The organism is Geothrix rubra, assembly GCF_030268065.1.
Lineage (GTDB): Bacteria > Acidobacteriota > Holophagae > Holophagales > Holophagaceae > Geothrix > Geothrix rubra.
Genome location: NZ_BSDD01000001.1, coordinates 456,027 through 475,675, shown reverse-complemented (window position 1 = coordinate 475,675; position 19,649 = coordinate 456,027). Strand labels below are relative to the sequence as shown.

Here is a 19,649-nt window from a genome sequence, read left to right as displayed (position 1 = left end):
ACCGCGATTTCCTTCGACAGGACCCGCCCCGAACCGATACAACAGGATTCCGGAGGCAGGCATGAAGAAGGTGGCCATCAACGGGCTGGGCCGCATCGGCCGTCTGGCGCTGCGGCACCTGGTGAAGGCTCCCCATGTCCAGGTGGTCGCCGTGAACGACCTCACGGATGCCGCCACCCTGGCGCACCTGATGAAGTACGACTCCGTCCACGGCCAGGCTGACTTCCCCGTGGCCTCCGACGGCGGGTTCCTGGTGCTGGACGGCCGCCGCATCCGCGTCTACGCCGAGAAGGATCCGCAGCTGATCCCCTTCGGCAGCCTCGGAGCCCAGGTGGTGCTGGAATGCACGGGCCGCTTCACCCGGCGGGCCCAGGCCGCCGCCCACCTCCAGAACGGCGTGAGCCACGTGCTCATCAGCGCTCCCTCCGCCGACGCCGATCGCACCGTGGTGATGGGCGTGAACGAGGGGAGCCTGGATCTGGCGAAGGAGCGTGTCCTCTCCAACGCCAGCTGCACCACCAACTGCCTGGCCCCGGTGGTGAAGGTCCTGGATGACGCCTTCGGACTGGACCACGGCTTCATGACCACGGTGCACAGCTACACCAACGACCAGCGCATCCTCGACCTGCCCCACAAGGACCTGCGCCGGGCCCGGGCCGCGGCCCTGAGCATGATCCCCACCAGCAGCGGCGCACCCAAGGCCATCGGCCTCGTGCTTCCCCACCTCAAGGGCCGCCTGGACGGCCTCGCCGTGCGCGTCCCCACCCCGGACGTCAGCATCGTGGATCTCACGGCCACCCTGAAATCCGATGCCACGCTGGACGGCATCCACGCGGCCTTCCGGAAGGCCGCCGCCCAGGGCCCCCTGGCGCCCTACCTGGAGGTGCTCGAGGCCGAACTGGTGAGCGTGGACCTGGTGGGCAACCCCGCCAGCGCCCTCTACGATCCCTTCCTCACCAAGCTCCTTGGCCCCCGCATGATCAAGGTCTTCGCCTGGTACGACAATGAATTCGGCTACGCCGCCCGGCTGAAGGACCTCTGTCTGCACGTCCTGGAGCGGATCTAACCGATGAAGACCATCGCCCTCAACGGCCTGGGCCGCATCGGCCGCCTCGCCGTCCGCCTCCTCGCCGAACGGCGTCCCGACCTCCTCTGCGCCCTCAATGACCCCGCCCCCCTGGACCAGGTGGTGCACCTGCTCCGCCACGACTCGGTGCATGGCTGCCTCGACCTGCCCATTGACGGCCTTCAGGAAGCAGGCCAGGACTTCCTGCGGCTCGGCGACCGGAAGGTGCCCCTCTTCCATGCCCCGGAGCCATCGGAGATCCCCTTCCCCGACTGCGCCAGCCTGGTTGTGGAGGCCAGCGGCCGCTTCACCCGGCGGGCCGACGCCGCCCGGCACCTGAAGGGCGCCGTCACGCACGTCGTCATCAGCGCCCCCAGTCCGGACGCGGATCTTACGGTGATCGCCCCGGTGAACGGCGCGGAGCTGGAGCTGGCCCGCCACCGGGTCATCTCGAACGCCAGCTGCACGGCCCACGCCACTGCCCCCATGCTGCGGATCCTGGACCAGGCCTTCGGCCTCGATCACGCGGGGATGAGCACGGTCCACGTCGTGACCAACGACCAGCGCCTGATGGACCTGCCCCACAAGGACCTGCGCCGGGCACGGGCCGCCTTCATGAGCATCATCCCCACCACCTCCAGCGCCTTCGGGGCCCTGCACCGGGTCATACCCACCCTCCCGGAGGGCTTCGGCGGCGTGGCCCTCCGCGTGCCCACCCTCAACGTGAACCTGGTGGACGTGGTGGCGACCCTCCGCCGGGATGCGGACGTGGCGGGGATCCGCCGAGCCTTCCAGGACGCCGCCGGAGGCGCCTGGAAGGGCCTCGTGGGCATCGCCGATCCCCACGCCGTGAGCAGCGACTTCACGGGCCGGGCCGAGAGCGTGGTGATGGACCTGGACCTCACCATGGCCCTGGGCCCCCGCTTCGTGAAGGTCTTCGGCTGGCACGACAACGAGACCGGCTATGCCGCCCGCCTCTGCGACCTGGTGATGGACCTGGCGGGACGGATCTGACGGTCCGTCAGGCGAGCGTCCCGGCGGCGTAGCCCGTGCTGAAGGCCGCCTGCAGGTTGTAGCCGCCCACGGGCCCGTCGAGGTCCAGCAGCTCGCCGCAGGCCCGCAGGTTCTCCCAGCCGCGGAGCAGCATGGTGCGGGGATCCACCGCGGCCAGGTCCACGCCGCCCGCCGCCACCTCCCCCCGCGCCAGGGGTACCGCCCGGGGGCCCCCCAGCGGCAGGGCCGTGGCCAGCGAGACCAGGGCCTTCCGCGCATCCCGGGAGAGAGCCTTCAGCCGGAGGTCCGACGGAACACCAGCCTCCGCCAGCAGGGGTCCCACCAGCCGCTCGGGCAGATGGCGATCCAGCCAGGTCGCCGCCAGCAGCCTGGGATTCGCGCGGGCTTCCGCCTGCAACGCCGCGTCCACGGACTCCGGGGGATCCGCCATCGCGGCGTAGGTGAGCCAGGCGGCCCCGCTCCGTCGGGCCCGCTCCGTGGCCTGGCTCAGCTCCAGGGCCGCGGGGCCGCTGAGGCCGGCCTTCGTGAAGAGCAGGTCCCCGGCGAAGGCCGCGAGACGCCGTCCCCCGGGCCCGGCCGACAGCCGCAGCTCGCCGTCCCTCAGGGCGACCCCCTCCCAGGCCGGCCTCGGGATCTCCAGCGGGATGGGCGCCAGGGCCGGGAACCAGGGACGCACGGGGACGCCCAGGGCCTTCAGCCAGTCGAGGACTTCGCCCCGCGTGCCGGTCTCGGGATAGCTGGCGCCGCCGGTGGCCAGGATCACCTCCTCCGCGGCCAGGTCCTCCCGCTCCAGGCGGACGCCGTCGATCCGGGGCGCGCTTCCGAGGAGCCCCGTCACCCGGGCCCCGCTGCGCACCACCACCCCCGCCCGGCGCACCCTCGTTTCGAAGGCCGCCACCACGGCAGCGGCACTGCCCGGGCGGTCCAGGGGGAACACCCGGCCATTGTCGCGGACGTAGGTCGCCACGCCTTCCTGCCGCAGGAGATCCAGCACGGCCTCGTTGCCGAAGGCGTGGAGGGAGGGCCGGAGGAACCGGGCCTGCTCCTTCGTGAAGGCCGCGAGCAGGGCCTTCGGGGGTCCGTCATGGGTGATGTTGCACTTCCCGCCGCCGCTGATCCGGAGCTTCACCCCCAGCCGCCCGTTGGCCTCCAGCAGGGTCACCCGGTGGCCCATGGACGCCGCCCGCCAGGCCGCCACCAGCCCCGCCGCCCCGCCGCCCACCACGATCACGCTCGTCATCCGTCCATCATGACCGGGTATCCTCGAGTCGTTGGCCGACATCCCGGAGAGGTGACGAATGCTGGATCGACCGCTGGTGGGCCTCATCATCTTCGCCGACTTCGCTGGCTCAGACGGCTGCTTGCAGTCCCGTTCGACCGTTCTTCTGGAGGGATGACGCATGCTGGATCGACCGCTGGTGGGCCTCATCACCTTCGCCGACTTCGCTGGCTCAGACTGCTGCTTGCAGTCCCGTTCGACCGTTCTTCTGGAGGGATGACGCATGCTGGATCGACCGCTGGTGGGCCTCATCATGGGCAGCCGCTCTGACTGGGAGACGATGGAGCATGCGGCGGAGGCGCTCAAGGAGCTGGGCATCCCCTTCGAGGCCGAGGTGGTGAGCGCCCACCGCACGCCGGACAAGCTGTTCAAGTACTGCGAGAAGGCGGAGGGCCGGGGCCTTCGGGTGATCATCGCCGGGGCCGGAGGGGCCGCCCACCTGCCGGGCATGGCCGCCGCCAAGACCGCCCTCCCCGTCCTGGGCGTGCCCGTGCAGAGCAAGGCCCTGAACGGCATGGATTCCCTCCTCTCCATCGTCCAGATGCCCGCGGGCATCCCCGTGGGCACCCTCGCCATCGGCAAGGCCGGCGCCGTGAATGCCGCGCTGCTCGCCGCAGCCATCCTCGCCGGCACCGACGAGGCCCTGCGGGCCCGCCTGCGGGCCTACCGCGAGGCCCAGACCCAGAAGGTGCTCCTGAACGACCGGCTGCCTTGAAGTCCCGCCCGGCCGAGGGCTATTTCGTGAAGATGCCCTTGATGAACTTCTTGAACTTGCCTTCCTCCGGGGCCTTCCGGCTGTGGGCCTTCTGGAGGGCAACCGGGTCCGGCAGGGCCTTGTGGCGCTCGAGGGTGGCGGTCCAGGGCTGGTAGCCGTCCAGCTTGAGCCGCACCACGTGGAGGCCCTCGCCCGGCACCTGCAGGGTGAGGGGGCTCGTGCCTTTCGAGACGCCATCCAGCAGCACTTCCGCCCCGGGAGGGTCGGTGATGACCTTGGCCTCGAAGGGGGCGGGCTGGAGGCGCAGGGCCAGGTCCCGATCCCCGGGCTGGAGACGGTATTCGGTGGCCAGGAAGTCCGCCTTCTCCAGGCGGAGGTGGTCCGCCTTCCCCTTCACCACCACCTGGCGCAGCGGCGTCCGGCCAAGCGGGGTGCCATCCAGGAAGACCTCGGCGCCGCTGGGACGGGATTCGATGGAGAGGGTCCGGCTCGGTTCCGTGCGGAGCAGGAAGACGGACCCGAGGAGGAGGACGGCGGCGGCTCCGCCGAGCCAGGCCCAGCGATGCCAGGGCCGGCGCCCTCCCGGCCGCTCCAGGCGCAGGGTGCTCGTGGCCCGGGAGGGATTGGCCAGCTGCGCCAGGAAGGCCTGCCGGACGGGCTCCTCCAGGGGCAGGGCTGCCAGGAGGTCGGTGAGGAAGCTGCGAAGGTCGGGATACCGGGCCCCGGGATCCTTGTCCAGGGCCCGGCGGAACACCGCCACCAGGGCGGGGTCCAGGGTTTCCGGGAACTCCGGCGCCTCGTGGGCGATGCGGTAGAGCACGGCCCCCACGCTGTCCCCGCCGAACGGGAGCGTGGCGGTGAGCATCTCGTAGGCCGTGAGGCAGAAGGCCCAGCGATCCGTGGCCTCGGTGGCCCTGGCGCCCCCCAGCACCTCTGGCGCGGCGTAGGCCGGGGTCCCCAGGAAGGCCGCGGTGGTGGTGATGCCGGCCTCGTCCCCCCGGGCGACCCCGAAATCCATGAGCTTCAGGCGCCCCTCCTTCGAGACCATGAAGTTCTCGGGCTTGATGTCCCGGTGGATGATGCCGAGGTCATGCACCGCCTCCAGGGCGCCGGCCGCCTGCAGGAGCAGGTCCACCGCATCCGGGGCCGGGAGGGGCCCGCGTTTCAGGAGGGCGGCCAAGGACTCGCCATCCACGTATTCCATCACCAGAAAAGGGCCCAGGTTCCGCTCCTCGCCCACGTCGAAGACCGTGATCGCGTTGGGATGGTTCAGCCGGGCCGAGATCTCCGCCTCGCGCTTGAACCGCTGGAGGATGCCCGAGTCGCCCATCCCCTCGCGCACGACCTTGATGGCCAGGCCCCGCTTCAGGAGGGGGTCCTCCGCCAGGTACACCGTGCCCATGGCCCCCGATCCGAGGGTGCCGAGGACCTTGTAGCGGCCGATGGTGGAAGGATCCAAGTTCATCTCTCCCAGATCATGGCAGGACTCGTTCCAGGATGGGTGCCCACCCGTGGGCTACACTCGGGGCATGGCCGAACACGGTTTCAGCGCTCCCCGCCCCGCCCAGCTCCGCCGGTTCGGCCGCGTGTTCTACCCGGCGGGGCTGAGGCTGCAGAAGGCCCTCTCGGCCTATGTCGCCGAGGGCAGCCGGCCGGACCAGCTGGTGATCCTGGAGCACGACCCCGTCTTCACCCTGGGCCGGAACGCCACGCCCGCCGACATCCACGTGAGCGACGACTTCCTGGCCACCCAGGGTGTCAACGTGCACCGGACGGATCGCGGCGGCGAGGTGACCTACCACGGCCCGGGCCAGATCGTGGCCTACCCCATCTGCAACCTGCGGGGTGGCCGCGAGGACGTGGGCCGGCTGGTGCGGGGCCTCGAGGAGGCCATGATCCGCACGGCCGGGGAGTTCGGCGTGGTGGCCGACCGGCTGAAGGGCGCCCCCGGCATCTGGGTGGAGACGCCCCGGGGCCTGGAGAAGCTGGGCGCCATCGGCCTCCATCTCAGCCGCTGGATCACCACCCACGGGATCGCCTTCAACGTCCGTCCGAACCTCGCCCACTTCCGGTGGATCACCCCCTGCGGGTTCACCGACAAGGGCGTGTGCAGCCTGGAGTCCCTCCTGGGCGAGGCGGCCCCCTCCTGGGAGGCGGCCGCGGACCGGCTCCAGGCGCACCTCACGGATTGCCTGGCCCTGGACCTCCGACCCACCCGGGCCCCCAGCCGGAGCGTTTCCGCCCTCACCTGGCGCCGCGGGCCTGGCGGCCCCCAGATCCTCATGATGCTGCGGGTGCCCGCCCACGGCCTGTGGTGGCAGAGCGTCACCGGCATGATGGAACCTGGCGAAACCCCCGAGGAGACCGCCCACCGGGAGCTGATGGAGGAGACCGGCCTCACGGGCACGCTGGTGCCCCTGGGCCTCTCCCACAGCTTCTGGGTGGATCCCGCCATCGTGCATTTCCCGGATGACGAGCCCAGGTTCAACACGGAGACCTGCTTCGCCATGGAGGTGGCCGCGGACGCGACGGTGCGGCTGGAGCCCGCGGAACACAGCGAATACAAGTGGTGCGGGATCGACGAGGCCCTGGCCCTGATGAAGTGGGAGGGCAGCAAGGCCGCCCTGGCCCTGCTGAGGACGCGCCTGGGGGCCTGATGGGCTCGGGCTCAGGTCCGGGTCCTCTGGCGCCGATGGGAGAGGACCGGCCATGTCCGACCTCGCCCCCCATCCCAGCCCAGCCGCCCCCCGAGCCTGGCCCCGTTCCGCCCCCTGGGTGGTCCTGGCCTACGCCGTGTCGGGGGCGGTTTCCCTGGCCCTGAACCCCGGGTTCAGGGAGATCCTGCTCGACCTTCTCAACACGGCCGTGTTCGCCCATGCCGCGGCCCTCCTGTGGGCCAGGGCCCGGAGGGAACCCGAGGCCGGCGCAGGCTGGCGCCTGCTCGGCCTCGGCATGGCCGCCCAGGCCGCCGCCCAGGGCTGGGGAGCCTTCATCCTGATCGGCAGCGGAAGGCATCCGGTCTTCCCCTCCTGGCTGGAGGGGTTCAGCTTCCTCTCCCTGGGGCTCACCATCGCCGCCCTGCTGGCCTGGCCCCTGGCCTCCGCCGCGGGTTCCGAGCGCCTCCGGAAGGGGCTGGACGGCCTCGGAATCGCCCTCTCGGCCTTCTTCATCGGCTGGTTCTTCGCCCTGGGACCCCTCTTCCACAGTGCCGCCCCCGGCTCCCTCCCCAGCCGGGTGGTCCTGGTGGTGTTCTTCCTCGCCAACGCGACCATCCTGGGCATCGGGGCCTACCTGGGCGCCCGGCAGCCCGGGCGGTTCCGGGGGCCCCTCGGATGGATCCTCGGCGGCTTCGGGCTCTCGCTGCTCCAGGTCACCCTCCAGGTGCCCCTGAGCCTCCAGGGCCGCTACCACCTGGGCCACCCCCTGGACCTCCTGGTCCTCCTGGCCGGGCTCGCCATCCTCATCGCGCCGCTCTCGCCCCGCCCCCTGGAACCTGGCCCGGCGCCGGGCGCGGAGACCCGCGATCCCTCCATCCCGGCCCTCTTCCTGCCCATCCTTCCGGCCACCACCGCCCTCGCCTTCGCCTTCGGGGCCCTGGTCCTGGCCCCCCATCGCCTGGATGCCGCCGTCATCGGCCTGGGGATCCTCCTGGCCGGCCTGGGACTGCTCCGCGCCCTGCTGGCCCTCCGGGACCTCCAGCGCCTCTCCGCGGTCCTTGAGGCCCGGGTGAAGGAACGCACCCGCTCCCTGGAGGCCGCCCAGGACCTGCTGCTGCGGACGGAGCGGCTGAACACCGTGGCGGTCCTCGGGGCGGGCATGGCCCACGACCTCAAGAACCTGCTCGGCGTGGTGCGCCTGCGGGCCGACCTCCTGTCGGAGCATCTCCACGCGGTCGAGCCGGGACTCCACCCGGAGATCGAGGGACTCGTGCGGGCCTCCACCCAGGCCGAATCCCTGCTCCTGGACCTGCTGGCGGTGGGGCGCGGCTCCGGCAGCACCCCCGAGCCCATGGATCTCGGCCAGCGGGTGGGCCAGCTCGGCACCCTCCTGCGGGCCGCCCTGCCGCCTGCCATCCGCCTGGTGGTAGAGGTCCCCTCCGGCCCGGCCATCATCGAGAGCCATCCTGGACGGGTGGACCAGCTGGTGGTGAACCTCGTCCTGAACGCCAGGGACGCGATGCCGGACGGGGGGACCCTCCGCCTCCGCGTGGCCCTGGCCGCGGACGGGGACCGTCCCGCGGCGGAACTGGCCATCTCCGATACGGGCGTGGGCATCCCCGAGGCCATGCAGACCCGCATCTTCGAGCCCTTCTTCACCACCAAGGCGCCGGGGCGCGGCACGGGGCTCGGGCTCGCCTCGGTGGCCCAGACCGTGACCGACCTGCATGGCACCCTCTCCCTCGCCAGCGAGCCGGGGCGGGGCTCCACCTTCACCCTGAGGTTCCCGGCCTTAAGATGACGTCTCCAACCGGAGCCGCCATGGAATCCAAAGTCGCCCTCGTCACCGCCGCCTCGAAGGGCATGGGCGCCGCCATCGCCCGGGAGCTGGCCGCCCGCGGCTGGAGGCTGGCCCTGCTGGCCCGGTCCGAGGCGGTGGAAGGCCTGGCCGCCGAGCTCGGGGCCCTCGCCATCCGGGGCTCCGTCACCGAGGCCCCGGACCTGGACCGGCTGGTGGAGGGCGCATTGGCCCGGTTCGGCCGCATCGACGGCGTGGTCGTGAACACCGGCCATCCGGCCAAGGGCGACCTCCTTGCCCTCACGGACGAGGACTGGCGCGCCGGCCTGGACCTGCTCCTCCTCCCGACGGTGCGCCTGGCCCGGCAGGTGGCCCCGGTCATGGCCCGCCAGGGGGGTGGTGCCTTCCTGAACCTCACCAGCGCCGCGGCCCTCGAGCCCAACCTTGCCTTCCCCATCTCCAGCGCGCTTCGGGCGGCCATGGCCGGCTACACCCGGCTGTTCGCGCGCCGGTACGCGGCGCAGAACCTCCGGATGAACAGCCTCCTGCCTGGCTTCGTCGACAGCTACGAGGTGTCCCCGGAGGTCCTGTCCACGATCCCCCAGGGCCGTCCGGCCACGGTGCAGGAAGTGGCCAGGGTGGCGGCCTTCCTCCTCTCCGACGAGGCCGCCTACCTCAACGGCGTGAACCTGCCCTTCGATGGCGCCCTGAGCCGCGGTCTGTGATCCCTGCCTGAACTTTCCCGCGGATCCTTGGGAGGCCTGGTAGCCCTTGCTACCCTGGGCCTTTGGGCCGGAGCCGCCATGTTTCCCCAGTTCACCGAAGACCAGATCGCCATCCGGGACGCCGCCCGCGCGTTCGCCCAGGCCGAGATCGAGCCGGGCGCCATGGCCCGCGACGCCAGCGGCGAGTTCCCCAAGGCGATCATCGCCCAGCTGGGGGAGATGGGCTTCATGGGCATGAACGTGCCGGAGCAGTACGGCGGCGCGGGCGTGGACTACCTCAGCTACATCCTGGCCCTGGAGCAGATCGCCTATGTGGACGCCTCGGTGGCCGTCACCATGAGCGTGAACAATTCCGTGGCCTGCGCGCCCATCCTCAACTTCGGCAGCGAGGTCCAGAAGCAGGCCTACCTGAAGCCCCTGGCCAGCGGCGAGGTCCTCGGCGGCTTCATGCTCACCGAGCCCGATGCGGGTTCCGATGCCGCGGCCCTGAAGACGAAGGCCGTGAAGGTCGACGGGGGCTGGAAGCTGAGCGGCTCCAAGGCCTGGATCACCAACGGCGGGGTGGGCAAGTACTTCGTCTGCATGGCCATCAGCCACCCCGAGAAGGGCAAGAAGGGCATCAGCGCCTTCGTGCTGGATGCGGACACCCCCGGCGTCCACATGGGCAGACCCGAGGAGAAGATGGGCCTCCGCTCCAGCAAGACCGTCATGGTCTCCCTGGAGGACGCCTTCGTGCCCGATGCCGCGATGCTCGGCAAGGGGTGCGACGGCCTGAAGATCGCCTTCCACGGGCTGGACGGCGGGCGCATCGGCATCGCCGCCCAGGCCCTGGGCATCGCCCAGCGGGCCCTGGACGAGAGCGTCGCCTACGCCAAGACCCGGAAGACCTTCGGCAAGATCCTGGGCGAGCACCAGGCCATCCAGACCTACCTGGCGGAGATGACCGCCCGGGTCCAGGCCGCGCGCCTGCTGGTCTACAAGGCCGCCTCCCTGAAGGACGCGGGCCAGCCCTGCACCCTGGAGGCCGCCACGGCCAAGCTCTTCACCACGGAGAACGCCATGTGGGTGTGCGATCGGGCCGTCCAGATCCACGGCGGCTACGGGTACTCCCGCGAGTACACCGTGGAGCGCCTCTACCGCGATGTCCGGGTGACCACCATCTACGAGGGCACCAGCGAGATCCAGCGCATGGTCATCGCCCGGGCCCTCATGGCCTGACCGGGCCGGGATCTGGCACTATTCAACACCTGATGAAATACCACTTGCCCTCGACTTGCGAGGGAGGCATCCTGCTACCCGGGCCCGGTCTAAACCCGGGCGTGGCTCCGGCCGTAGGCTGCCTGTCCCCGTGGCGGCTCTTTTCGATCTCCAAGGAGTGGTGATGATTCGTCCCCAGATCTTCCCGGCCCTGCTGGTGGCCTTCTCCCTGGTGGCCCAGGAGGCGCCGAACCCGGACGCGACCCACCTCACGCTGCAGGACGCCATCGAGACCTCCCTGAAGAACAACCTCCAGGTGCAGATCTCCGCCCAGACCCGGGAGACCGCCAAGGCGAACCTCCAGTTCAGCGAGGGCACCTTCGACTGGCTGCTCACCAGCGGCCTGACGCTCAGCCACTCCAAGTCGGTGTTCGAGAACAAGCAGCTCAGTCCCACCCAGCCCCTGGTGAGCGGCAACACCACGACGGACTATCGCAACTGGACGGTGGGGCTCAGCAAGCCCTTCGTGTGGGGCGGCACCTTCCAGCTGAACTACAACCCCAACTTCACCTACACCCAGAGCGAAATCACCGGGTACCCCGTCCGGACGACCACGACCCCCTACACCGGCTCCATCTCGGCCTCCTACACCCAGAGCCTCCTCCGGAACTTCGGGCGGGAGGCCAGTTCCAGCAGCCTGATCGTGGCCCAGTACGGCTCGAAGGCGGCGGACTACACCTTCCAGCTGGCGGTGATCAACCAGGTGGCCAGCACCGAGTCCGCCTACTGGGACGTGGTCTACGCCAAGCGCGACCTGGAGAACAAGCAGCAGGCCCTGGCCGTGGCCCAGCAGCAGCTGAAGGAGAACCAGATCCGCGTGCAGGTGGGCACCCTGGCGCCCATCGAAGTGACCTCCGCCGAGGCCTCCGTGGCCCAGGCCGAGCAGAACATCATCGCCTCCGAGGCCCAGCTGCTGAACGCCAAGGATGCCCTCATCCGCATCCTCTACCCCACCTCGGAGCGCCCCAAGGGCCTGGAGACCGTCGACCAGCCGAACGTGAAGCCCCTTCCGATGGACGAGACGAAGGCCGTGCAGACGGCCCTCGAGAACCGCGTGGAGCTCAAAGGCGCCGAGCTGGACCTGGCCGCGAAGCGGGTCCTCGAGCGCGCCGCGAACAACCACACCCTGCCCCAGCTCGACCTCACCGTGGGCTACAACGGCACCGCCTCGAACTATGCCACCTACAGCCCCGTGAACACCGACCTGGCCCAGGCCAAGAGCCCCGGCTACACCGTGGGCCTCCAGTTCGCGTTGCCCCTGCAGAACCGCGCCGCCAAGGGCAACCTGGCCCTGGCCCGCGCCAACCGCCGGAGCAGCGAGCTGTCGCTCCACGACCTGCAGCTGGGCATCACCCTCCAGGTCCGCCAGGCCTTCCGCAACCTCGACGCCGCCTCCAAGGGCGTCACCGCGGCCCAGAAGACCCGGATCTACGACGAACAGGATCTCGACGCCGAGCGGAAGAAGTTCGAGAACGGCATGAGCACCAACTTCCTGGTCCTCTCCAAGCTCAACACCCTGGACGCCGCCCGGGGCGCCGAGCTCCAGGCCCAGATCAACTACGCCAAGGCCGTCACGGCCCTCGACCAGGCCATGGGCCGCCTCCTCCAGGCCCGGCACCTCGACGTGAAGTAGTCCAGGGTTTTTCCCCCAGCAGCAGATCGGGCTCCGGACGGGGCCCGATCTGCTGCTGGCTCCGCCACGAAGCGGGGGAGCCTCTGGGTCAGTCCATCCGAAGGCTCAGGTCCGCCGCGGGAGCACTGTGCGTCAGGGCCCCCACGCTGAGGAAGTCCACGCCGGTCTCCGCCACGTCCCGGGCCCGCTCGAGGGTGATGTTGCCGCTGGCCTCCAGGAACACGCGCCGGCCGCTCCGGTCCCGCAGGGCCACAGCCTCCCGCATCTGATCCAGGGACATGTGGTCCAGCAGGACCCCGTCCACATCCGGCAGGTCCAGGCAGGCCTTGAGCTGGCCCAGGCTTTCCACCTCCACCTCGATCTTCAGGAGGTTCGGGGCCACCCGGCGGGCGGCCTCCACCGCGGCGCGGATCCCCCCGGCGGCGGCCAGGTGGTTCTCCTTGAGCAGCACCCCGTCCCCCAGCGTCAGGCGGTGGTTCATCCCCCCCCCGCAGCGCACCGCGTACTTCTCCAGCAGCTTGAGCCCGGGTGTGGTCTTCCGGGTGTCCAGGATGCGCGCCCCGGTACCGGCCACCGCATCCACGAACCGCCGGGTCAGCGTGGCCGTACCCGACAGCCGCTGCAGGAGGTTGAGCATCACCCGCTCCGCCAGGAGGATGCCGTGGCTGGAGCCCCGGATGCGCATCGCCTCCGTGCCGCGGGCCACCTTCTGGCCCTCGGCCACCGGCAGGTCGGCGCGGAGCCCTGGGCAGGTCAGGTTCAGCACCTCCAGGGCCATGGGCAGGCCCGCCACCACCAGGTCGGCCTTGGCCAGCACCCGGGCGGTCATCGGGTGGTCCGGCACCGCGGCGGTCGTCCAGTCCTGGGTGCCCCAGTCCTCCCGCAGGAAAGCCCGGAGCTGGTCGCGGTAGGTCTCGGGGTGGGGCGGATGGAACATGGGCATACCTGTTCGATGGGCACGGTGGGTGGATCGGGATATACAGGATAGTCAGGATGGGAGTGAATCATGGCGATCCAGACGGAACGGCACGTCCTGCGGGTCCCCGACGGCTCGGAGATGGCCCTGTTCGCGGCCAGGCCGGAGCGGGCCGGCGCCCCCGGGCTGCTGGTCTTCCAGGAGGCCTTCGGCGTCAACAGGCACATCCAGGCCCTCTGCGAGGCCTTCGCCCGGGAGGGGTGGCTGGCCGCGGCCCCCGAGCTGTACCACCGCACGGCCCCGGGCTTCGAGGCCCGCTATGACGACATCGCCTCCGCCCGCCCCCACATGCAGGCCATGACCGACGGCGGCATCCGGGCCGACCAGCAGGCTGCCTCCGACTGGCTCCGGGGCCAGGGGTGCCCCGCCGTGGGCGCCATCGGCTACTGCATGGGCGGGCGCATGGCCTTCCTGGCCAACGCGAACCTGCCGCTCGCCGCGTCGGTGTCCTACTACGGGGGCGGCATCCAGCTCCTGGGTGGCCGGGTCCCCGAGCTCCACGGACCCATGCTCTTCCACTGGGCGGGCCGGGATGCCCACGTCACCCCCGACCATGCCAGGACCGTGGAGGATCTCCTCCGGGCCGAAGGCCGGCCCTTCACCTCCGTGACCTTCTCCGAAGCCGACCACGGCTTCAACTGCGACGAGCGGGCGAGCCACCACCCCGAAAGCGCCCGGCACGCCCTGGCTGTGACCCTGGCCTTCCTGCGCGATCATCTACACTGACCCTTTCCACCGGAGCTCCCATGGCCTTCCTCGCCATCGACATCGCCGACCGCCTCGCCTGGGTCACCATCCAGCGCCCGGAGAAGCTCAACGCCCTGAACAACGACGTGCTGAAGGAGCTGGAGCAGGCCTTCGCGGATCTGGAGCAGGATGAGCGGGTGGGCGCGGTCATCCTCACCGGCGCCGGCGAGAAGGCCTTCGTGGCCGGGGCCGACATCGCGGAGCTGAAGTCTCTCGACACCGCCAGCGCCCGGGTCCAGGCCCTGCGCGGCCAGGCCGTGTTCCAGCGCATCGAATCCATGCCCAAGCCCGTCATCGCGGCCGTGAACGGCTTCGCCCTGGGCGGCGGCTGCGAGCTGGCCCTGGCCTGCCACATCCGCGTCGCCAGCGAGAACGCGAAGTTCGGGCTGCCCGAGGTGAGCCTCGGCATCATCCCCGGCTACGGCGGCACCCAGCGCCTGCCCCGGCTGGTGGGGAAAGGCGTGGCCCTGGACCTCATCCTCAGCGGCGAGATGCTCCCCGCCGCCGATGCGCTCCGCGCCGGCCTTGTGAGCCGGGTGTTCCCCCTGGCCGACCTGAAGGCCGGGGCCGAGAAGCTGGCCCGGACCATCCTCTCCCGCGGTCCCCTGGCCCTCCGCAGCGCCCTCGCGGCGGTGAACGAGGGCATCGAGATGCCGCAGGACCAGGGCCTCCAGTACGAAGCCGCCCTCTTCGGCCTGCTGGCCGCCACCCAGGACATGCAGGAGGGCATGGGCGCCTTCCTGGAGAAGCGGGCGGCCCAGTTCAAGGGGCTGTGATTCCCTTCCGCAGAGCCCCGCGGATAAGGTGGTCGGAGGATCCGGAGACATCATGAAGCGGGCCGGCACCAGCCGAGGCGCCCTCCCTGGAACGGGGGGCGCCCGCCTGCGGCTGCCCGCCCTGCTCCGGACCCTGGCGGCCCTCTGCCTGCCGACCCTCCTCGCCCTGGCGGGGACCACCCCCCGGAAGGTCCTCGTGGGGATCAACCGCGACTACCCGCCCTACGAATACCTGGACACCAGGGGCCACCCGGCGGGTTACGACGTGGACCTGCTGCGGGCCCTGGCCGAGGTCGAGGGCCTGGACCTGGAATTCAGGGCGGACACCTGGGACGGCACCCTCCAGGCCTTCCGGGCCGGCCGCCTCGACATGCTGGCCGGGATGCTGCACTCCCAGGCGCGGGAGGCCTTCGCGGACTTCTCCACCCCTCATCTGGTGGTCCACTACAGCATCTTCGTGCGCCGCGGCGACGCGAGGGTCCGCGGGGAGGCCGACCTGGCCGGCCTCCACACCCTGGTGGAGCGCGGGAGCCAGATGGACGACCACCTCCGCGCCACCGGCCTGGGCCCCTTCCTGGTGCCGGTGGACTCGGAACCCGAGGCCCTCCGCCGCCTCGCCGCGGGCCAGGGGGACGCCGCCGTGGCACCCCAGCTGGAGGGGCTGGTCCTCGCGAAACAGGACCACCTGGGCATCCAGTCCGTGGGCGGACCGGTCTTCACCCGGCAGCTCTGCTTCGCCACCCGGAAGGGGGATGCGGAGCTCCTCTTCCGCCTCAACACCGGCCTGGCGATCCTCAACCAGACGGGGCGCTACGCAGAGCTCTACCAGGGCTGGTTCGGCCACCTCGAGCCCGACCCGCGCGAGGGGCTGGCGCTGACCCGGCGGGCGCTCGCGATCCTGGGCCTCGTCGCCGCGGCCCTGGTCCTCGTGGCCCTCTGGAACCGGTCCCTCCGGCGCCAGGTGGCCCAGGCCACCGCCCGGCTCCACCAGGCCAACCGGGAGATCCGCGACCGGGAGGCCTTCCTCGACACCGTGGTGGAGAACCTGCCCGTGGCCGTCTTCGGCAAGGATCCCCGCCGGAACTACGCCTTCACCCTGTGGAACGCCCGCAGCGAGCAGATCTTCGGTCTCCCCAAGGCCGAGGTGATGGGCCGGACCGACCAGGACTTCTTTCCCAGGGCCCAGGCGGACGGCTTCCGGGCCAAGGACGAGGAGGTGATCCGGGCCGGCCGGATCCTCGAGATCCCCGAGGAGCGGATCACCTCCCGGTCCCTGGGGGAGATCGTCCTCCACACCCGCAAGGTGCCCCTCTTCGATGAGACGGGCACGCCCATCCTCATCCTGGGCATCTCCGAGGACATCACCGACCAGCGGGCCATGGAGGAGGCCCTCCGCCAGGCCCAGAAGCTGGAGAGCCTGGGGGTCCTGGCCGGCGGCATCGCCCACGACTTCAACAACCTCCTCACCGCCATCCTCGGCAACCTGGGCCTCGCGGGCCTCCACGCCCCGGAAGGCCATCCTGCCGTCCCCTTCCTCCGGAACGCGGAGGCCACGGCCCTCCGGGCTGCGGAGCTGACCCGACAGATGCTGGCCTATTCAGGCAAGGGCGTCTTCGAGGTGAGGCCCGTGGACCTCAACCGGGCCGCCGGCGAGATGGCCAGCCTGCTGAAGGTCTCCATCTCCAAGAAGGCCGCCCTCAGGTTCCGGTTCGCCGAGGGGCTGCCCGCCATCGAGGCCGATCCCGCCCAGCTCCAGCAGGTGGTCATGAACCTGGTCACCAACGCCTCGGAAGCCATCGGCGAAGGCGATGGGGAGATCCTCCTCGCCACGGGGATGGAAGAGCTGGATGCGGCCCAGGTCGCCGCCCTGCACCCAGGCTCCCCGATCCCCCCCGGCCGGTACGTGTTCCTGAAGGTGGAGGACTCCGGGGCCGGCATGGCACCCGAGGTCCTCTCCCGCATCTTCGATCCGTTCTTCACCACCAAGTTCACCGGGCGGGGGCTCGGGTTGTCGGCCATGCTGGGCATCCTCCGCGCCCACCACGCCGGCATCGGCATCCGGAGCGAGCCCGGCCGGGGCACCGAATTCCGCCTCTTCTTCCCCGCAAGCCCCGCGGGGGCGGCCCGGGCGGAGCACCAGGCCGGTCCTGCAGTCCCGCTCCGGGAGCGGGGCACGATCCTCCTCGCGGACGACGAACCGGAAGTACGGGCCTCCACGGCCGCCATGCTGCGGGGGGCAGGCTTCGAGGTGCTCGAGGCGGCCGATGGCCAGGAAGCCTGCGAGATCTGCCAGCGCGAGGGGGATCGGATCCGCGCGGTGCTCATGGACCTGACCATGCCCCGGATGGATGGCCGATCGGCCGCGCGGGAGATCCTGGCGGCCGATCCCCGCGTCCGGATCATCCTGACCAGCGGCTTCCCGGTCGATTCCGACGTTCGCACACCGGCGGACCCGCAATTGGCAGGTTTCCTCCGGAAGCCCTACCAGATGAAGGACCTCCTCGCGGCCCTTCAGCGCGCCCTGGAATCGACCTGAGGGCCCGTCCCCGGCGGGTCGCTGAGGCCATGCCGGGCCAGCTCCGCCGTCATGCGGCCCGTGACCATGCACCAGGCCATCCGGTGGTCGCAGAGGAACGACATCAGGGGATGGCGGAAGGTGGCCGGACGGTTCCGTTCGATGGCGAAGTGGGCATACCACGCGCAGCCATAGGCCACCACGGGCATGAACCACAGCCAGTGGGGGTGCCCCGCCAACAGGCCGAGGAGGCCGAGCCCGAGGTAGCCCAGGGTGCCCGCCAGGTGCCAGGCGCGGGTGCGGGGGTGGCGATGCTCCCCCAGGTACCAAGGCCAGAACTCGGCCAGCGTCATGGCTCCCCTCCTAGCGGGCCTTGCCGGCCCCTCCCACGCTCACGGAAGCCGTCTGCTCGTTGTTGTTCTGGTCCACCGCCTTCACGAGAATGCGGTCGCCGCGCACCTGGTCCCGGGGCACGAGCACGTCGAACCGCTCCTCCTGCTGGTCGAAGACCCGGTCCTCGGGGGCGATCTGGAGCCAGTGCTCCCCATCGGCGCTGACCGCGGCCTCCTTCAGCAGGGAGGTCTCGTCCCTGGCGGTGAACTTCACCCGCAGCCCGCCGCCTTCAGGCACGGCCGTGAGCTCGGCGATGGCCGGGGGCGTGTGGTCCACGAGGAAGGGCGGCGTCACCCAGAGACTGGTGAGGGCCGCGTTGAAAGGCGCGGACGGGGCGTCGGAGGCGGTGACCTCCAGCCGGTAGCGGCCATCCGGCACGGGCAGGGTGTCGAAGGTGAAGAACCGCTCCTTCCACCCCTTCTCCAGCGCCATGGGCGAGCCGTGCTCGGGGAGCAGCCGGATGTCGAAGGCCAGGGCATCCCCGTTGGGGTCGTTCACATGGAAGACGAAGCTCTGGCCGCCGCGGCGGAAGCTGCGCTTCTCGGCCCCGGCATAGCCCAGGGCGGGGATGAGCTTCTGCGTGCTCAGGGGCACCCGCTCGATGCCGATGTCGTCCGGCGGCGCGTTGCGGGTGATCACGAGACCCGGGGGCATGATGTCCACGCCGGCCCAGACGGGGGCCAGGTTCCGCGGGGCCCAGTGCAGGTCCACGCCCTCCACCACGGGGGTCGCACCGCCCCGGGTGCTGGTCAGGCGGAGGCGGAACTGGGCACAGCGCGCAGGCGGCAGGGCGGGACGCTCTCCGCTGCGGAGGGGCGGCGTCCAGGGACTCCAGGTGGCGTCAGGCGTCTCCGTGCTGCCCGTGCGGAACTGCAGCTCCACATTCGTCCCCTGGGGCTGCTCGGAAGTGAGGTAGGCCCGGCCCCAGTCGGCCAGGGGTGCGCCCTGGATGATCCGGGATTCCAGCGTGCCCTCGGTGGCCTGGGCTTCCGAGAGCAGGTGCAGCTCGGCGGGATTGGAGCCCACCACCAGCATGTCCCCGCCCGAGGGCAGGAAGGCCGTGGCCTGGGCCGTCCCCAGCTCCTGGAGGGAGGCGAAGGGGTCATTCCGACGTTCCGTCCCCAGGGGGATGCCGAAGATCCGCGAACGGTTGCCCGTGCCCACCAGCAGCTGCCCCTTCCAGGCCATCAGGGCGTACACCTGGCTCTGGGCGCTCTGCCAGAGCGTTTCCGGTACCCGGTCCCGGTCCATCCGGAGGACGGCGGACCGCATGGCCGCACCGGTCTCCGCCGCCTGGAGGTAGCCTTCCCGGCGCTCCAGCTGGCCGGTGCTGAATTTCGGCGTGAGGCCGTTGTCGGCCCCGATGTAGAGCTGCCCGTCGACCACGGCGAGCGCCCGGACCTCCTCGAAGGGGGTGTCCATGAGGGTCTCGAGGCGATCCCCCTGGCGGCTGTACCGGAGCACCAGGCCGCGGCCGTGGCTGCCGAGGTACCATCCGCCCTGCCCGTCCGGGGCCAGTGCCGTGAAGGCCGTCTCGTCCGGGAGGCTGGCCAGGAGGCGGCTGCTGCCTTCGCGGGCCTGCACCAGCACCGCGCCCCGCTCGGCGCCGCCCGCGGCAAGGACATTGTCCCCATCGACGGCAAGGGACCAGACCACCTTGGCCTCGATGTCCGCGAAGGGCTTCACGTCCCCGTTGGCGGTCATCCGCAGCAGCTTGCCCTCCCCGGTGGGGGCCAGGATGAGGTCCTGCCCGAGCCGCGCCATGGCGAAAACGATGCCGCCCTTCACCTGGCCCACGGGCCGCACCTGGCCGCCGCTGTAGCGGAAGATCTTCCCCTCCGTGCCGGCCGAGAGGTACGCGCCGCCCGTGCCGTCCGGCACCGCGGACCAGATGACACCCTCGGGGAGCTGGGCCACCCGCCGGAGGCTCGGGGCCAGGGTCAGGCGCCCGTCGGCCCCGATGCGGACACCCCGCGTCTCGGCGCCGAGCCAGTCGTTGAAGGAAGAAAAGGTGGCGGAAGGCTGATCCGCGGCGAGCGTCATGCCCACGAGGGCGGGGAGGAGGAGCTTCATCCAGCGCATGGTTCCCTTTCGTGAA

The 19,649-nt window shown here is 71.0% G+C and carries 16 protein-coding genes; 11 read left to right on the top strand and 5 right to left on the bottom strand.

What is annotated here, in order from left to right; genetic code table 11:
- Positions 1-61: 61 nt before the first annotated feature.
- Both gap and QSJ33_RS02065 read left to right on the top strand, forming a co-directional pair.
- Positions 62-1,066, top strand: a complete 1,005-nt coding sequence (gene gap / locus QSJ33_RS02070; protein ID WP_285722526.1) for a type I glyceraldehyde-3-phosphate dehydrogenase — start codon at positions 62-64, stop codon at positions 1,064-1,066.
- Positions 1,067-1,069: 3 nt separating this feature from the next.
- Positions 1,070-2,080, top strand: a complete 1,011-nt coding sequence (locus QSJ33_RS02065) for a type I glyceraldehyde-3-phosphate dehydrogenase (protein WP_285722525.1) — start codon at positions 1,070-1,072, stop codon at positions 2,078-2,080.
- Between the two features lie 7 nt (positions 2,081-2,087).
- Here the strand turns inward: QSJ33_RS02065 and QSJ33_RS02060 are convergent, their stop codons facing one another.
- The gene (locus tag QSJ33_RS02060) at positions 2,088-3,320 is read right to left on the bottom strand and encodes an aminoacetone oxidase family FAD-binding enzyme (RefSeq protein WP_285722523.1); all 1,233 of its coding nucleotides are present in this window, start codon (positions 3,318-3,320) and stop codon (positions 2,088-2,090) included.
- A gap of 262 nt (positions 3,321-3,582) precedes the next feature.
- Here QSJ33_RS02060 and purE point away from each other — a divergent pair, with 262 nt between their 5' ends.
- Positions 3,583-4,074: a 5-(carboxyamino)imidazole ribonucleotide mutase gene (gene purE, locus QSJ33_RS02055; RefSeq protein ID WP_285722522.1), complete on the top strand. Its 492-nt coding sequence runs from the start codon at positions 3,583-3,585 to the stop codon at positions 4,072-4,074.
- Between the two features lie 19 nt (positions 4,075-4,093).
- On the opposite strand, the gene QSJ33_RS02050 is transcribed toward purE, so the two are convergent.
- A complete protein-coding gene (locus tag QSJ33_RS02050; RefSeq protein ID WP_285722520.1) occupies positions 4,094-5,539 on the bottom strand; it encodes a serine/threonine-protein kinase in 1,446 nt (481 codons plus the stop codon).
- A gap of 64 nt (positions 5,540-5,603) precedes the next feature.
- Between QSJ33_RS02050 and lipB the strand changes: the two genes are divergently transcribed.
- From lipB to QSJ33_RS02025, 5 genes are all read left to right on the top strand, one after another.
- Entirely contained in the window at positions 5,604-6,731 is a 1,128-nt protein-coding gene (gene lipB, locus QSJ33_RS02045; protein WP_285722519.1) for a lipoyl(octanoyl) transferase LipB, read from the top strand.
- Between the two features lie 52 nt (positions 6,732-6,783).
- Complete coding sequence (locus tag QSJ33_RS02040) at positions 6,784-8,532, top strand: sensor histidine kinase (RefSeq protein WP_285722518.1); 1,749 nt, start codon at positions 6,784-6,786, stop codon at positions 8,530-8,532.
- 20 nt (positions 8,533-8,552) lie between these two features.
- Positions 8,553-9,254, top strand: coding sequence for an SDR family oxidoreductase (locus QSJ33_RS02035; RefSeq protein WP_285722516.1), 702 nt, complete (start codon positions 8,553-8,555; stop codon positions 9,252-9,254).
- A gap of 78 nt (positions 9,255-9,332) precedes the next feature.
- Positions 9,333-10,472, top strand: a complete 1,140-nt coding sequence (locus tag QSJ33_RS02030; RefSeq protein ID WP_285722514.1) for an acyl-CoA dehydrogenase family protein — start codon at positions 9,333-9,335, stop codon at positions 10,470-10,472.
- A 163-nt stretch (positions 10,473-10,635) separates the two neighbouring features.
- Entirely contained in the window at positions 10,636-12,144 is a 1,509-nt protein-coding gene (locus tag QSJ33_RS02025) for a TolC family protein (protein ID WP_285722512.1), read from the top strand.
- Between the two features lie 88 nt (positions 12,145-12,232).
- On the opposite strand, the gene nadC is transcribed toward QSJ33_RS02025, so the two are convergent.
- Positions 12,233-13,081 carry a carboxylating nicotinate-nucleotide diphosphorylase gene (gene nadC, locus QSJ33_RS02020; RefSeq protein ID WP_285722510.1) on the bottom strand — a complete coding sequence of 283 codons (849 nt, stop codon included), beginning with the start codon at positions 13,079-13,081 and terminating at the stop codon, positions 12,233-12,235.
- A 69-nt stretch (positions 13,082-13,150) separates the two neighbouring features.
- Here nadC and QSJ33_RS02015 point away from each other — a divergent pair, with 69 nt between their 5' ends.
- From QSJ33_RS02015 to QSJ33_RS02005, 3 genes are read left to right on the top strand one after another with little or no spacing between them, the layout of a single operon-like run.
- Positions 13,151-13,846 carry a dienelactone hydrolase family protein gene (locus QSJ33_RS02015; protein WP_285722508.1) on the top strand — a complete coding sequence of 232 codons (696 nt, stop codon included), beginning with the start codon at positions 13,151-13,153 and terminating at the stop codon, positions 13,844-13,846.
- A gap of 20 nt (positions 13,847-13,866) precedes the next feature.
- A complete protein-coding gene (locus QSJ33_RS02010; RefSeq protein WP_285722507.1) occupies positions 13,867-14,643 on the top strand; it encodes an enoyl-CoA hydratase-related protein in 777 nt (258 codons plus the stop codon).
- 52 nt (positions 14,644-14,695) lie between these two features.
- The gene (locus QSJ33_RS02005) at positions 14,696-17,179 is read left to right on the top strand and encodes a transporter substrate-binding domain-containing protein (protein WP_285722505.1); all 2,484 of its coding nucleotides are present in this window, start codon (positions 14,696-14,698) and stop codon (positions 17,177-17,179) included.
- On the opposite strand, the gene QSJ33_RS02000 is transcribed toward QSJ33_RS02005, so the two are convergent.
- Both QSJ33_RS02000 and QSJ33_RS01995 read right to left on the bottom strand, forming a co-directional pair.
- Positions 17,155-17,511, bottom strand: coding sequence for an Mpo1-like protein (locus tag QSJ33_RS02000; protein ID WP_285722503.1), 357 nt, complete (start codon positions 17,509-17,511; stop codon positions 17,155-17,157). The genes QSJ33_RS02005 and QSJ33_RS02000 overlap by 25 nt on opposite strands.
- Before the next feature lie 10 nt (positions 17,512-17,521).
- Positions 17,522-19,633, bottom strand: a complete 2,112-nt coding sequence (locus QSJ33_RS01995) for a ligand-binding sensor domain-containing protein (protein WP_285722502.1) — start codon at positions 19,631-19,633, stop codon at positions 17,522-17,524.
- Positions 19,634-19,649 lie beyond the last annotated feature (16 nt).